Here is a 14,947-nt window from a genome sequence, read left to right on the forward strand (position 1 = left end):
ATTAATCCTCCCGCTCTTTCAGATTTGTTCATAATGCTAGCACGCCAAAATAAAAAAAGGACAAGACTTTTGTCGTCTCGCCCTTAAAGGATTTCGCCAATTTCTCCTTTGGTTATTCGTAATATGAAAATATATTTAGAATTTCACCACAATGTGTGATTTTACATTGAAAGACTATCGCGAAATGGCGTCCTGCAATTTCTTGTAAAACTTTTATATTCTTACAGCCTTTGCATGCTGGCTAGTGAAAATCTGCTTTTTCATTGAACATCCTTATAAATAAAAATGATGAATGCCATAGTTTATTGAACCCTTTCAAATAAGCTTCAATAACTACTATATAACATCCTATTCAAGATAAGTATATGAATAGAAAAATTGGAGTTGTCGTGAAAGTGTTATTGTCCAAGTCTTATATTTTAACAGCAAAAATCACATAGTATGTATATACTCGGCGACTTTGTTTCTGCCTGCCCGCTTCGCTCCGATATAAAGCGCACGGTCGGCATACTTGATCAAGGATACCGCATCTCGGGCTTGGTCAGGGGCTGTTGCCACTCCGATGCTTGTAGTCAAGCGGATCTCTTTAGGTGCTTCCAAATCTCCTAAAACATCCTGCACAAAAAAGGTATGATCCTCAATCTTTTTCCGGAGAGTTTCAGCCAATTGGCGGGCAGATGCTTGATCTGTATCGGGGAGCAGAACGACAAACTCCTCCCCGCCGTATCTTGCGACCAGTCCCTTCTCTGCAACTGTCGAGTTCAGCAAAGATGCCAACTGGCATAGTGCCAGGTCTCCCGATTGATGCCCGTATGTATCGTTTATATTTTTAAAGTGATCGATATCAATCATAATCAGAGACAGCTTTTCCAGTTTTCCCGTCTCAAGATCCGCCATTCGTTCATTCAAATGCTGGTCAAAGAACCTGTAATTCGGTATATTCGTCATTGTGCAAATTTCACTCTTCCGCTTCGTCTCTTCATAATGCCGGGCGTTACTCAGCGCAACAGCCAGATAGGAACATAAAATATCGACAATCATCAACTGATATTTTTTGTATACCTTTTCATTTGCAGAAGCGAGAAAAAGTACACCTTCTACATGTTTTCCCCGCATAATCGGTACACACATGATGCTTTCCGCGTTTTCGGGCGAATATCCGTACGAAAATTTTTTCCATTCCGATTTTTCGTTAAATATGACGCCTTTTTTGTTTTTTAAGACATATCCGCTGATTCCCTTTTCTTTGTTCATTGTATAGTCCGGCTCAAGGGGCGCTTTCTCCTCCTGCTCTAAATGCCTTATGACAACGAGCTCATCACCTTCCAACCTGAATATGTAAACCCAATCAGCAGGCAAAGTTTTGGTTATTTTGTTTATGAACAAATGAAGTATATTTTCTTCATCCAGCCGCTCTGTCAGCTGATGGCCGATTGCCACGGCTTTTTGCAGATGTCTATTGATATTCTGGGAATAACGGTTCATTTTCAATATGATCAGCAAACCGATAAAAGGTATTCCAATTAGCAGAAAGGCAATAGGGCCCAATAATCCCTTTAAATGGAACAAGGCGATTCCTAATGGGTAAATAACTATCCGTATCCCTGCATTCCAAGCAAATCCCCTGCCGGAGAACTTCTTTCGGTTCCCCAGAAAAATAGCGGCTGCCGGCTGCAGGATCATCGCTGTTATAAAATTTAGCAAGATAAATATGGTGCCAGGAAAAACGATGCTTTCCACCGTGGTTTGTCCGATTTTTCCCCCGAAAGCAAAAAACCCCAAACCCGATATAAGAGATATGAGAGAGAACATGGAGGAAAAGAGTAAAAATCGATACGGCTGCTGGTATTTCAGATTTGCAGCCAATGCGGCCGTAACGGTTGCCACCTGTAATAAAAGCATCTCAAAAAATAGGCCGTGGGACAGAAATGCCGCTATCGTAATCCATTGCGTCAAAAACATAGCAGTTCCGTTTACTGTCAAAGGAAGCGAGGCAACAATCATAATAATCGCTGTATAAGCTGCAACGTCCCATATCCCCAATGCCTGCGGAGGAGAAAGTTTGAAAGCAAACCAGTGGCCCGCCGGTACCAAAATAAGCCAAAAGACCCACAAAAATATCTTTTTCGGCCGGTTCATAGCTTTCCCCTCCGTAAAAATAGTTAAATAGACTCATTCTTATAGTCATGATAACAAATGATCAAGTTTTTGTCACCCATTATGAGAAAATTCAAATTGTATCTAACCCGTCAATATATTCATAATGAATGGCTTAGCCTCGGATATAAAATAGAGAGAGCCTGTTACAGCCAGAACGTCTTCAGGGCCCAGTTCACTGATCACTCTTCTTATGAGCGAACGCCAATCACGTTCAGTTGAAGCATCGTCCATTTTTCCGATTTCCTTCAATTTTGAGGCGGCAGCCGCTCTTGGAAAGTCAAACTCAGTCAAATATACCTCCGCATTGATGTTTTTAAACAGCTGCAGCATTACAGACAGATCTTTGTCTTCAAGCGCCGCAAAGATGATCCTGGCCTTTTTTTCCCCATACCTGTCTTTCATCGTGGAAAGGAATGCTTCCAGCCCCTCCGTATTATGGGCTCCGTCTAAAATCACCGTCGGATTTTCTCGTAAAACCTCCATCCTTCCCGGCCAATACGCTTTCTCCAACCCCTGTCTGATTTCATTCTCTTCTAAATGCAGAAGCCCTTTTTCTTTCATATGCAGAAGACTCGCAGCTGCCAGGGCAGCATTTTCCGTCTGGTGGCGCCCCAAAAGCGAAACCTTCAGATTTTCATACCGCGTTTCCTTCATCAGGAAGGTAAACATTTCACCGCTCTGGATTGATTGATAGTTTTCAATAGAAAAGTCAATTCCCAGTTGAAAAATTTCCGCCTGCTTCTTTTCTGCTTCCGTCCGGATGACAGAAACTGCTTCTTCCTGCTTCGCTCCTGTAAACAACGGAATTCCTTCCTTGATAATTCCTGCTTTTTCGTATGCGATTTTTCCAATGGTGTCACCTAGGATGTTGATATGATCCATTCCTATATTCGTGATGATTGTCATGAGCGGCTGGATTGTATTCGTTGAATCAAAGCGTCCCCCAAGCCCCACTTCCAAAATAGTGAAGTCAACAGTACGGATGTTTGCAAAATAATACATCGCCATGGCTGTAATGATTTCAAATTCTGTCGGCGGACCCAGTTCCCCTTTTTCCAGATCTTCCGCCAAAGGTTTGACAATGCGGACCAATTCAATCAAATCATCATCTGAAATTGGGCTGCCGTTGATGCTGATCCGTTCATTAAACGACTCTATGTATGGGGATGTAAATGTGCCCACATCATAACCCGCTTCATTCAAAATGGAGCGGAGAAAAGTGACGGTCGAACCCTTTCCGTTTGTTCCTGCCACATGGATGGCCTTTAACTTCTTTTCCGGGCTCCCCATCTCCTTTAGAAGCCATTCCATCCTTGCCAATCCCAGGTTGATCCCGTGTTTTAACCGCGAGTGAATCCAGGAAATAGCCTCAGAATATGTATTCACAATGTATCCCTCCACTTCGTTAAATAAGGGAAGCAAATCCGTCTCGGACTCACTTCCCCCTTTTAAATTCCGGTATTTTACTTCGTCCAGCTTTTCAGTTGGAAGACTTCAGTTCTTTGATGCGCTCTTCTACTGTTGCGCGTTTGGCTAGATAATCTTTTTCTTTCGCGCGCTCTTCATCAACTACCGCCTGCGGTGCTTTATTGACAAATCTTTCATTGCTTAACTTCTTCTGAACCCTTTCCACTTCACTGTTCCACTTCGCCCATTCTTTTTCCAGTCTCGCGATCTCTTCCTCAATATTCAAGAGACCGGCTAACGGAAGGAACAGCTCAACTCCTGTAACGACTGCAGTCATTGCTTTTTCCGGTGCTTTCAAACCGACTTCCATGACAAGCTCTTCAGGATTGCAGAATCTTTCGAGGTAGTTCTTGTTTTTTTGTAAAATATCAAGGACTTTTTCATCCTGGGCTTTGAGCATAAGCGTGATTTTTTTGCTCATCGGCGTGTTTACTTCAGCCCGGATGTTGCGGACAGAACGGATGATGTCCATCAATATTTTCATTTCATTTGCCGCATCCCGGTCAGTCAGCTCTTCTTTGGCCTTTGGCCAGGAAGCTATTGTAATGGATTCTCCTTCATGAGGAAGGTTCTGCCAAATTTCTTCTGTGATAAACGGCATGAACGGATGCAGGAGCCTCATTGTCTGGTCAAGGACATGGGCCAAAACAGAACGGGTCATTTTCTTCGCAGCTTCGTCCTCTCCGTATAGCGGGAGCTTCGCCATCTCAATATACCAGTCGCAAAGATCGTCCCAAATAAAGTGATAGAGCACCCTTCCCACTTCTCCGAACTCGTACTTATCGGAAAGCTTCGTCACGGTTTCAATCGTATCGTTTAGTCTTGTCAGAATCCATTTGTCCGCAACTGATTTTTCAGCGGATAAGTCAATCTCATCAAATGTAAAGCCATCCATGTTCATTAATGCAAAACGGGATGCATTCCAAATTTTATTGGCGAAATTCCAAACAGATTCGACTTTTTCCATGCTGAATCTGAGATCATGCCCAGGTGAACTTCCCGTAGCAAGGAAATATCTTAGGGAGTCAGCCCCATATTTGTCGATGACATCCATCGGATCGACACCGTTGCCAAGGGATTTACTCATTTTGCGGCCTTCTGCATCCCGGACAAGGCCGTGGATCAACACATCATCAAACGGGCGTTTTCCTGTGAATTTCAGGCCTTGGAAAATCATTCTGGATACCCAAAAGAATATGATGTCGTACCCCGTCACAAGGCAATCTGTCGGGTAATAGCGTTTAAAATCTTCAGCTTCGGCATCAGGCCAGCCCATTGTGGAAAAAGGCCAGAGTGCCGAGCTGAACCAAGTGTCAAGGACGTCCGGATCCTGTTCCCAGTTTTCTTCATCTTCAGGCGCTTCCTGCCCGACATATAATTCGCCGGTTTCTTTATGATACCAGGCCGGAATCCGGTGCCCCCACCAAAGCTGCCTTGAAATGCACCAGTCGCGGATATTTTCCATCCAGTGCAAGTATGTCTTTTCAAAACGGTCGGGAACAAATTGAACTTTATCGTCTGATTGCTGGAGCTTGATCGCTTCATCAGCCAGAGGCTGCATTTTTACAAACCATTGTGTGGATAAATACGGTTCGACAACTGCACCGCTCCGCTCGGAATGTCCGACTGAGTGCATATGCTCTTCAATCTTGAACAGGATGCCTTCTTCCTGCAAATCTTTTACGATTTGCTTTCTGCAGTCGAAACGGTCCATTCCATTATATTTGCCCGCCTTTTCGTTCATCGTGCCATCTTCATTCATCACGAGGACGCGCTCAAGATTATGCCTGTTTCCAATTTCAAAGTCGTTCGGGTCATGGGCAGGCGTAATTTTTACTGCACCTGAACCAAACTCCATGTCCACATAATCATCCGCCACTATCGGGATTTCTCTGCCCACAATCGGCAAAATGACCGTTTTTCCAATTAAATGCTTATATCGCTCATCTTCGGGATGTACGGCAACAGCGGTATCTCCCAGCATGGTCTCAGGACGCGTTGTGGCAATTTCAATCGACCCGCTTCCGTCCGCCAATGGGTAGCGCATATGATAGAAGGCACCCTGTACATCCTTGTAGATGACCTCTATATCGGAAAGGGCCGTTTTCGTCGCCGGATCCCAGTTGATGATATATTCCCCGCGGTAAATGAGACCCTCGTTGTATAAACGGACAAATACTTCACGGACGGCTTTTGACAGCCCCTCATCCAGCGTAAAGCGTTCGCGGCTATAATCCAGGCCCAAGCCGAGCTTCGCCCACTGCTGCCGGATAAAATCCGCATATTCTTCCTTCCAGCTCCATGTCTCTTCCAGAAACTTTTCCCGGCCTAAGTCATAGCGGCTTTTTCCTTCCTTCCGAAGCTGCTCTTCGACCTTCGCCTGCGTAGCTATCCCCGCATGGTCCATGCCGGGCAGCCATAATACATCATAGCCCTGCATTCTTTTCATGCGCGTTAAAATGTCCTGCAGCGTTGTATCCCATGCATGGCCCAAATGCAGCCGTCCCGTAACATTGGGAGGCGGGATGACAATGGTGTACGGGTCTTTTTCCGGATTGTTTTCGGCCTCGAAGAATTTCCCTTCAAGCCACCATTCATATCTGTTTTTTTCAATGTTCAACGGATCATATTTCGTTGGCATATCAATATGATTGTTTTCCATGGTTAATCCTCCTTAGGTATTCGCCTTTTAAATTCAAAATAAAAAGCCCCCTTCGTTAAAAGGACGAAGGGAGCATATTCGCGGTACCACCTTTTTTCACAGGCTTTAATGAAACATAAGCCCGGCACTCATAAATCTAACGGATTTTCTCCGGCATTCGTTACTGGGTTGTTCACGAATGCTGCTCAAGGGTGACCTTTCCGGTGCTTACGCTTAGGAAATCTCACAGCAATGATTTCCCTCTCTGAAAGCGGATGGCAACGTACTTTTCCCTTTCAACGCATGTATTCCTCATTCATATATTTAATATAGTATGAAAAGATTCGTGTGAAGTCAAATATGATGATAAGAAAAGCGCAAGCGCCTTGCCCATCGACGTACAGACTGGAGTGCCTCCGACGAGATAAAGGATAAGGAAGTGCGAGAGTGCCTGCTTATCGGCGACAAGCATAAGACGAGCGCTGAAGAAGGCGTAGTTTGCCTTCAGCAGCGATTGGCTTATGACCTCGAGCCGATGGCACTCGCAGCCGGACAACACGGCGAGGAACGAGCCGATGTTGACTTATCGTAGGAAAGCAGCTTACTCGGATTACCTCGTGAGAAGCATCTTTGAGTAAGCTTCGTGCAGCTTTGCGACGAGGTGGGCCAAACATCCTCGAATAAGCTACGCCGCAGGAGCACATTAGGCGCGAAGTCTGCTAGTCGATAGGCGCTGGAGCTAGACAATAAAAGGCTTTGTTCAAAATTTTAAAGCTAAAACATCTTATACGCTTTAACTATAAAAAAATTGATGACCCTTCGCTTTCGGATTTACTCTCGGCTTTTCAAAAATACTCTTCACTGCAGACACGAAATCGGACATTGACACATATTTTATTAAAGAAGAATTTTGGGGGAGGTACGGAGAGTGAAAAGAAAACTGAACCAGTATACATTACGGTCTTGGATGAGGACATTCAAAGATGCATGTAAACAGCTGATTATTCCGTTCACCATTTTTCAGGCTATTCGCACCATCCTGTTTCCTTCCACATTCGATGTATTGCTTTTGACTGTTTTTATCATAATAGCCCTTTCATACCATTATGATTTAATATAAATACCCCTGCCATTATTAACTGGGAGGGGGATCGCTTGCTTCATTTTTCCGCTTTTCCATATCCTCTAATTTCATCACAATATATTCCGTGTTCTTCATATACCAATACTGCTTCTGCAATTGACGGACAAACTTATACTCGTTTTTGTCTCTCCCTGCCGAAAAATAATTTTCGGCCACTTGGAAAATCCTCTCCGGATGCGCCAGGTAACTCAGAAAAAGAAGCATCTCCTCTTTTCTGAACGGAAAATACCTAAAATATATGGATAGCCATTCAAGCCCGTCGTCGAAACGGTTTGGATATGTTTTTAAGGATCTGGAAAAAAACGGCAGAAGGTCATGGATGGGTGATGCTGTCCTTGCCATTTCAAAGTTTGCAAAATAACCAGCCCCATTTTCATTATATAAAAAGTGTTCAGGCGAAATTTTCCCATGAACAATTACGCTTCTGGCTTTTGTCTGTTCTTTTGAAACATCATACCACTCATTAAACTTGCCAATTGAATAGTTCTGGGCCAATGTGATTTCATGATAAAATGTGCAGAAAAGCAGTTGAAAAGGCGACATATACCAATCTTGCTCAGCACGTTCGACATACTGCTCCAGAGCTTCCTTTTCCTTTTCCCAGCGTGCCAGCGTCAGATCGTAATGTTCTTTCCGGTCGTCTTCAGCCACCTCTACCTCCCTGGCAGATATCGTATGAAGGCGGGCAAGCTCACGAAAAAGCTCACGGCTTTTTTTCATATGCCCTTCTCTTTCTCTGTTATCGAGCCAGGGCATTAAATAATACAGCCTGTTTTTCACCAATACTCCATACCGTCCATCCAACGTCGGGTAGATCGGCACTATCCGGTGGTACCCCCGCTGATAAAGCAGCTGGATATACTGTAAAAAATCGACCCCATGGTTTGCATTGATCCTTTTTAAAGCAAACGTTCCCTTGTCAGTGTAAAGCTTATGGACACGCCCATATCTTTCTGCAAATTTTAAATGCAAGCCATATAGTTCAACAATGGAATGGATATCCGTTTCACGATAATCGGTCATTTAATCACCCGCTTAGAACTTAATAAGAACATATCCTTGCGATCTGAATATGGCTTTCATCCAGTTTTACACTATGAATGAAGAAGAGGAGGATTGCGGCCAATCCATCCTCCCGTTAAAACAGATCCTATTGGCAATTTATTTTCTATAGGCCGTCTTGCCGGGTATATAGAGGACCTGCCCTTCATGAACTTCCTGACTCGGGTCCATTTGATTCGCCCTTAATATTTGCTGGACGGTGACACCATACGTATCCGCCAGCCTTTCCAATGAGTCACCGTGCTGAACAAGGCGGACTTTCAGCTTTGCCGGTTCTTCTTCATCCTTTCTGGCAAAAAAATCGGCAAAGGACATGGAATGATACTTATCCTTCTTTTTCTTGGGTTTTTCATTTGGGCTCTCTTCCATTTCAACACTCTCGTGGGTGCTGGACTCCTGTTCCTGCACTTCCTCCGCGACGCTTGAAGACGGAGCAAGTTCAACTTCTGAGGTGGAAGGAGACTCCGCGCCGTGCTTTTGAAAAAAACCTTTCAGCCTGTGAGCCACTTCATCCATGTCCATTTCCGGCAGCATCGGAAAAGGGAACGGAAACGGATTATGGTGATCATGTTGAGGAGGCTTTTGCTGGGAATTCCCTGACGACCGGGCTTCAGCTGCGAAAGGGGCATAAAGGCCTTCTTCTTCCTCGTCTTCTTCGTATTCCTCACTCTCGATTATTTCCGATTCTTCTTCCTCCGTATATTCCTCCAATTCTACTTCTACCGTACTTTCTTCATCTGCCATATCTTCATCGCGTTCATCCACTTCATATGTTGGCGCCGGGTCTTTATTTTCAAGGTGCTCACTTTGGCTTTCCTGCTGATCCCCTTGCAAACCATACACTTGCACTTCCGCTTCGATATTTAGGCGGGAATTTTCCGGCATGACGTAGTCGAACGATTCCACCTCAACAAAAACTTCATTCGATTGATGGACTCTATCTTCAGGAATGGTGATATCTACGGGAAACTGGTGAAAAAATTCACAGTAACCATCATCCCTGTCTTCGACCACCTGCACATACTTTCCTTTTAAAGAAGCTTCTTCTTCCACTTCCTCTTGTGAATCTGCTGAATCTATGCGTTTATATTCCCCTGTCAGGTTCAGGCTCCCTCTCAGCATGACAAATCCTTCTTCTTCAACAATCGATATATTCGGATCTAATGATATTGAAATCAGCTCATCGACTTCCTGTCCGCTTTTAAACAAAACGGATTCTTCCAAAGAAAACTTGATAGATGAATGTCCGTTCTCAGACAAGCCAGCTCCTCCTTTCACTCCGTACAAAATATATGGGTCAATTACATCCTATGACTGTAATGAATTATTTATGAAATAAAAAAGGGAGCCGTCATGAAACGGTTCCCTGATAATTATTTATTTGCTATAACAGCGAAGGCTTTTTCAGCGGCTTCGATTGTTGCTTCGATATCTTCATCGGAATGCTCGGTTGATAGGAACAATCCTTCAAATTGGGAAGGCGGTAAAAAGATGCCGTTGTTTGCCATTTCTTTGTAATATGCAGCAAACATAGACAGATCACTTGTTTTCGCCTGATCATAATTATGGACGTCTTCATTTGTGAAAAAGAAACCAACCATGGATCCGGCACGATTGACCGTGTGTGGAATATCATATTTTGCCGCCGCCGACTTCAATCCCTGCTCCAATTTTTCAGCTTTACGATTGAACTCATCGTAAGATTCCGGCGTCAACTGGATCAATGTTTCATACCCTGCCGCCATGGCAAGCGGGTTTCCTGAAAGTGTGCCAGCTTGATAAATCGGACCGCTCGGAGCAATCTGTTCCATGATTTCGGCTTTTCCTCCGTAAGCACCCACAGGAAGACCGCCCCCAATCACTTTGCCAAGGCATGTAATGTCAGGGGTAATGCCAAAATGGCCCTGCGCACAATGGTAGCCCACACGGAAACCGGTCATGACTTCATCAAAAATGAGCAAAGCGCCATATTCCTCAGTCAATTCACGAAGGCCTTCAAGAAATCCAGGCTTTGGAGGCACGACACCCATATTTCCGGCAACCGGCTCAACGATGACGCCTGCAATATCATCTCCAAACTGTTCGAAAGCGAAACGTGCACTCTCCAAGTTGTTATATGGAACAGTAATCGTATTTTCCGCCACACTTTCAGGCACACCCGGACTGTCCGGCAGACCAAGGGTTGCCACACCGGAACCCGCTTTGATAAGAAGGGAATCCCCGTGGCCATGATAGCAGCCTTCAAATTTCATGATTTTATTGCGGCCCGTATAGCCTCTTGCCAAACGGAGGGCACTCATCGTTGCTTCCGTACCTGAAGAAACCATCCGTACGATTTCAATTGAAGGCACACGCTCAATCACTAGCTTCGCCAATTCGTTTTCAATAAGGGTCGATGCGCCGAAGCTCGTACCGCTTTCCGCAACCTTCTTGATTGCTTCGACAACACGGTCATTTGTGTGGCCCAAAATGAGCGGACCCCATGATAGGACATAATCAATATATTCGTTCCCGTCAATATCAAAGATGCGTGAACCTTTCCCTCTTTCCATGAAAATCGGGTCCATGTCAACAGACTTGAATGCGCGGACAGGGCTGTTTACTCCGCCCGGCATAAGCTTAACCGCTTCTTGAAATGCTTCTTTCGATTTTTTAAAAGATCGCATGAATATAACCTCCGCTTTTCTCTATTGTCCAGTCTGTACATCGCTTAATGAACGCTTTCGCTTTTCCTTATTGTCCAGCTTCAGCGCTCAGCGACTAGCAGACTTCCTTATCCTTCCTACGATAAGTCAACATCGGCTCGCCTTTGGCTTCGCCGTGTTTCCTTTATCTCGTCAGGATTCGTCCAGTCTGTACGTCGCTTAACGAGCGCTTTCGCTTTTCCTTATTTCAGCCACCTTGCTGCATCTTTGGCAAAATAAGTGATCATCATGTCGGCTCCTGCACGTTTGATGCTTGTCAGCATTTCCATGACTATCGCTTTTTCATCCACCCAGCCGTTCAATGCTGCCGCCTTAATGAGGGAATACTCTCCGCTCACATTGTAAGCAACAAGCGGAGCATTGAATTCGTTCCTTACATCGCGAATGATATCCAAGTAGGAAAGAGCCGGTTTGACAATGAGCATATCCGCTCCTTCTTCCATATCGGACTGTGCTTCACGAAGGGCTTCCATTCTATTGGCCGGATCCATTTGATATGTTTTGCGGTCCCCAAATTGCGGAGCACTGTTCGCCGCTTCACGGAAAGGCCCGTAAAAAGCGGAAGAATATTTTACTGCATAAGACATAATCGGGATTTCCTCGAACCCCGCTTCATCCAATCCTTTTCTGATCGCGGCAACAAACCCGTCCATCATATTGGATGGCGCGATGATATCAGCACCGGCTTTCGCCTGGCTGACAGCCGTTTTCACAAGAAGTTCCAAGCTCCGATCATTTTGGACGTATCCGTCTTCGACCACGCCGCAATGCCCATGATCGGTGTATTCACAAAGGCATGTGTCAGCAATGACCAGCATCTCCGGAGCAAGTTCCTTTACAATGCGTGTGGCTTTCTGCACGATTCCGTCATCTATGTAGGCGCCTGTTCCGCATTTGTCTTTTTCATCCGGCACCCCGAAAAGAATGACCGCTTTGATGCCAAGCTCTGTAATTTCTTCAATTTCATCCTTTAGAAGATCCAATGAAATTTGAAAAGCACCAGGCATGGATGAAATTTCATTGCGCTTGTTTTCGCCTTCCACAATAAAAAGGGGATAGATAAGATCTTCCGCATGTAAGTGTGTTTCCCTTACCATTGCCCGTAAGCTTGCTGATTTTCGAAGTCTGCGATGGCGTTTGAAATGAATTTGGTCCAATGCTATTCTTCCTTTCTTTCCCGGCCAAAGTACTGGCACAGTTCATGGAACATAGAGTCTATCGTGTACTTTTCGGGGCACACTTTAACCGGGTACCCCTCATTTTCTATTGCACTTTTTGTTACTTTACCGATGCTTGCAAATGAAATTGAATGAACATGTTCTTGCAAATGGTATTGCTTTATCACTTTATTAAAATGATGGAAAGTGGAAGGACTTGTAAAACAAGCAGCATCAAGCCTGTCTTCCTTTATAATGTTGACCAGCCTGCCAATGTCCTTTGTCGGATAAAAAGTTTCGTAGACAATCCATTCATCAGCAACAATACGATGGCTTCGAAAGCTATCGGCAATCGTGGTGCCCGCCAGATTCCCTTTTGGGATCAAAGCCCGCTTGGCTGTAAATCCTTTTTCAAAAAATTCCCTTGAGAAATCTTCTGCTGTATAAATGTTGGGCATAAAATGCGACTCAATCTGATATCGGCATAATTCCGCCCTTGTTTTCTCGCCTACAGCCGCAAACTGAATATTATCTTTAAACATCTCAAATTGTTCCCGGTGGGAATCAATTTGCCGAAAAAAATACTTGACGCCATTTTTGCTTGTAAAAATGATCCAATCATATTTACTGAGTGATTGTAAAAAATGGGCAGCGTTCAAGTCTTCGTGAGAACGGAAATCGATGAGCGGGACCATATACGGGATCCCGCCGGCGGAAGCGACGTCATTACAAAACTTTTCACCCTGTTCTCCGCCCCTGGTAATCAACACATGCCTGCCTCGTAAAGGAAGCCGGTCACTTGTCATTGGTCCAGCTCCTCTTTCACGTTCTCTATTAACGTTTTCGCGCCCTGTTCAATCAGGCTTGCTGCCGCTTTTTCACCAATTTCCTTTGGATCTGTACCTTTGATCATATCCGAATAAACGGTTTTGCCGTCAGGAGAAGCAACAAGAGCCGTGAGCTGAATTTCATTGTCAGGTAAAATCTCAGCGTATCCCGCGATCGGGACTTGGCAGCTGCCATCCATTTTATGAAGGAATACACGTTCAGCTTCAACAGCCCCTGCTGTTTTTTCACATGTCAGCTTTGCCAGTTCATCCAGCAGTTCTTTATCGTCCGCCCGGCATTCGATAGCGAGCGCACCTTGGCCGATGGCTGGCAAACAGAAGTCCGGATCCAAGTACTCCGTAACAGTATCTTCGTTCCACCCCATGCGGATCAGCCCGGCTGCTGCCAGAATGATGGCATCATAATCTTCATTTTCAAGCTTTGAAAGCCTCGTATCAATATTTCCCCGTATCCATTTTATTTCCAAATCCGGTCTTTGGGCCAAGATCTGGGCTCCTCTTCGCAAACTGCTCGTTCCAACGATAGACCCTGCAGGCAGCTCTTTGAGCTTAAGACCGCTTTTGGAAATGAAAGCATCACGATGATCTTCGCGCGGCGGCACACATCCGATCACCAGGCCTTCAGGAAGCTCTGCAGGCATATCTTTCATGCTGTGGACGGCCATATCAATCTCTCCGTCAAACATCGCCTGCTCTATTTCCTTGATGAACAGCCCTTTTCCGCCGATTTTGGATAATGTGACATCCAAAATACGGTCTCCCTTTGTCACAATCTCTTTCACTTCAAACTCAAAGGGAGCACCAAGCTTTTCCAACTGTTCCCGTACCCAGTTTGTCTGTGTGATTGCCAGATTGCTTCTCCTCGAGCCGATTACAATTTTTCTCATATATAATGCCTCCTATGTCCAGTTGGTCCGCCTTTATGAAAACCAAAAGTGAAACTTGGATAATCTGCTGATCAAGAAAAAGTTGATCAATACGAATAAAAAAGCTGCTGTATTCCATAATGCAAGTTTGCGTCCGAACATGACCCGTTTAACAAAAGCATATAATAAAAACCCATAGATCACCAACAAAAAAAAGGATCCGATAATCTTGGGATCATACCAATGGAAAACCGGAAGCTTAATCAATGCCCATCTGAGTCCCAGGATGAGACTTAACAGAAGCATGGGAAATCCGAGCGTGTTGAAAATAAAAGATGCTTTTTCCAGTTTCGCCAAATCGGCCAAACGCCATAACTTCTTCTTCCACCTTTTCTCTTTCAGCAGTTTAAACTGAAGCAAATAAAGGGACGAGAACACAAATGAAACCGAAAATGCTCCATACGAAAGAATCGCTATGGTTATATGGATCAACAATAATTCCGACATCAGCTGTTCAGCTGTTACAGATGATCGCTGTATGGGCGCAAAAGCATGGATGGCCATAAAGCTGAACCCTATCAGATTTGTAAAAAACACTGTGAAATCTACTTTGAAAATATGATGAAGGACCAATGAAATAGTGATGAGGACCCATGTATAAAAATATAGTCCTTCAAAAAGCGTCAATACTGGAAATCTACCAGTATTCAGCATGTACATAAACAAAAAGATTGTTTGAAGTGCCCAAACAATCAAAAGCAACCGGAAAGCAAAAATATTTGCCTTCCGATTGTGATCAACGAAATCGATAAAATAAAGCAGAATGGATAAGGCGTATATGACGATTACCAATTCTGGAAGTCTTGCCAATACAAGATCGAACATAGACTCATTCCT

General features: G+C 44.5%; 12 protein-coding genes and 1 other annotated feature. Of the genes, 2 read left to right on the plus strand and 10 right to left on the minus strand.

The annotated features are described in order from the left end of the window. Positions 1 to 432 precede the first annotated feature (432 nt). The 3 genes from FS666_RS05780 to FS666_RS05790 all read right to left on the minus strand — a co-directional run bounded on the left by FS666_RS05780 (position 433) and on the right by FS666_RS05790 (position 6,289). Positions 433 to 2,139 (minus strand): sensor domain-containing diguanylate cyclase, encoded by a 1,707-nt coding sequence (locus FS666_RS05780; RefSeq protein WP_144461367.1) that lies wholly within the window; start codon positions 2,137 to 2,139, stop codon positions 433 to 435. A 102-nt stretch (positions 2,140 to 2,241) separates the two neighbouring features. Beyond that, positions 2,242 to 3,546, minus strand: coding sequence for a bifunctional folylpolyglutamate synthase/dihydrofolate synthase (locus FS666_RS05785; protein WP_144461366.1), 1,305 nt, complete (start codon positions 3,544 to 3,546; stop codon positions 2,242 to 2,244). Between the two features lie 94 nt (positions 3,547 to 3,640). Beyond that, a complete protein-coding gene (locus tag FS666_RS05790) occupies positions 3,641 to 6,289 on the minus strand; it encodes a valine--tRNA ligase (RefSeq protein WP_144461365.1) in 2,649 nt (882 codons plus the stop codon). Positions 6,290 to 6,345: 56 nt separating this feature from the next. Continuing rightward, positions 6,346 to 6,577: a binding site (T-box leader), on the minus strand. Between the two features lie 130 nt (positions 6,578 to 6,707). On the opposite strand from FS666_RS05790, the gene FS666_RS19700 reads away from it, so the two are divergent. Together FS666_RS19700 and FS666_RS05795 are read left to right on the plus strand one after the other, a co-directional pair. Further along, positions 6,708 to 6,860 carry a hypothetical protein gene (locus FS666_RS19700; protein ID WP_164876254.1) on the plus strand — a complete coding sequence of 51 codons (153 nt, stop codon included), beginning with the start codon at positions 6,708 to 6,710 and terminating at the stop codon, positions 6,858 to 6,860. Between the two features lie 336 nt (positions 6,861 to 7,196). Beyond that, a complete protein-coding gene (locus FS666_RS05795; RefSeq protein ID WP_144461364.1) occupies positions 7,197 to 7,388 on the plus strand; it encodes a YszA family small membrane protein in 192 nt (63 codons plus the stop codon). A gap of 15 nt (positions 7,389 to 7,403) precedes the next feature. Here the strand turns inward: FS666_RS05795 and ysxE are convergent, their stop codons facing one another. The 7 genes from ysxE to ccsA all read right to left on the minus strand — a co-directional run bounded on the left by ysxE (position 7,404) and on the right by ccsA (position 14,935). Further along, on the minus strand, positions 7,404 to 8,435 hold the full coding sequence (gene ysxE, locus FS666_RS05800; RefSeq protein WP_144461363.1) for a spore coat protein YsxE: 1,032 nt from the start codon (positions 8,433 to 8,435) through the stop codon (positions 7,404 to 7,406). 138 nt (positions 8,436 to 8,573) lie between these two features. Then, positions 8,574 to 9,734: a stage VI sporulation protein D gene (spoVID, locus tag FS666_RS05805; RefSeq protein ID WP_186306504.1), complete on the minus strand. Its 1,161-nt coding sequence runs from the start codon at positions 9,732 to 9,734 to the stop codon at positions 8,574 to 8,576. 113 nt (positions 9,735 to 9,847) lie between these two features. Then, positions 9,848 to 11,140: a glutamate-1-semialdehyde 2,1-aminomutase gene (gene hemL, locus FS666_RS05810; protein WP_144461361.1), complete on the minus strand. Its 1,293-nt coding sequence runs from the start codon at positions 11,138 to 11,140 to the stop codon at positions 9,848 to 9,850. Between the two features lie 221 nt (positions 11,141 to 11,361). Beyond that, a complete protein-coding gene (hemB, locus tag FS666_RS05815) occupies positions 11,362 to 12,336 on the minus strand; it encodes a porphobilinogen synthase (protein ID WP_120072694.1) in 975 nt (324 codons plus the stop codon). Between the two features lie 2 nt (positions 12,337 to 12,338). After that, positions 12,339 to 13,142: a uroporphyrinogen-III synthase gene (locus FS666_RS05820; RefSeq protein ID WP_120072691.1), complete on the minus strand. Its 804-nt coding sequence runs from the start codon at positions 13,140 to 13,142 to the stop codon at positions 12,339 to 12,341. Beyond that, entirely contained in the window at positions 13,139 to 14,071 is a 933-nt protein-coding gene (hemC, locus tag FS666_RS05825; RefSeq protein ID WP_144461360.1) for a hydroxymethylbilane synthase, read from the minus strand. Before hemC ends, FS666_RS05820 begins: the two co-directional genes overlap by 4 nt. A 33-nt stretch (positions 14,072 to 14,104) precedes the next feature. Continuing rightward, the gene (ccsA, locus tag FS666_RS05830; protein ID WP_120072687.1) at positions 14,105 to 14,935 is read right to left on the minus strand and encodes a cytochrome c biogenesis protein CcsA; all 831 of its coding nucleotides are present in this window, start codon (positions 14,933 to 14,935) and stop codon (positions 14,105 to 14,107) included. Positions 14,936 to 14,947 lie beyond the last annotated feature (12 nt).

Origin of the sequence: Siminovitchia fortis (assembly GCF_007681465.1) — a bacterium.
Lineage (GTDB): Bacteria > Bacillota > Bacilli > Bacillales > Bacillaceae_C > Siminovitchia > Siminovitchia fortis.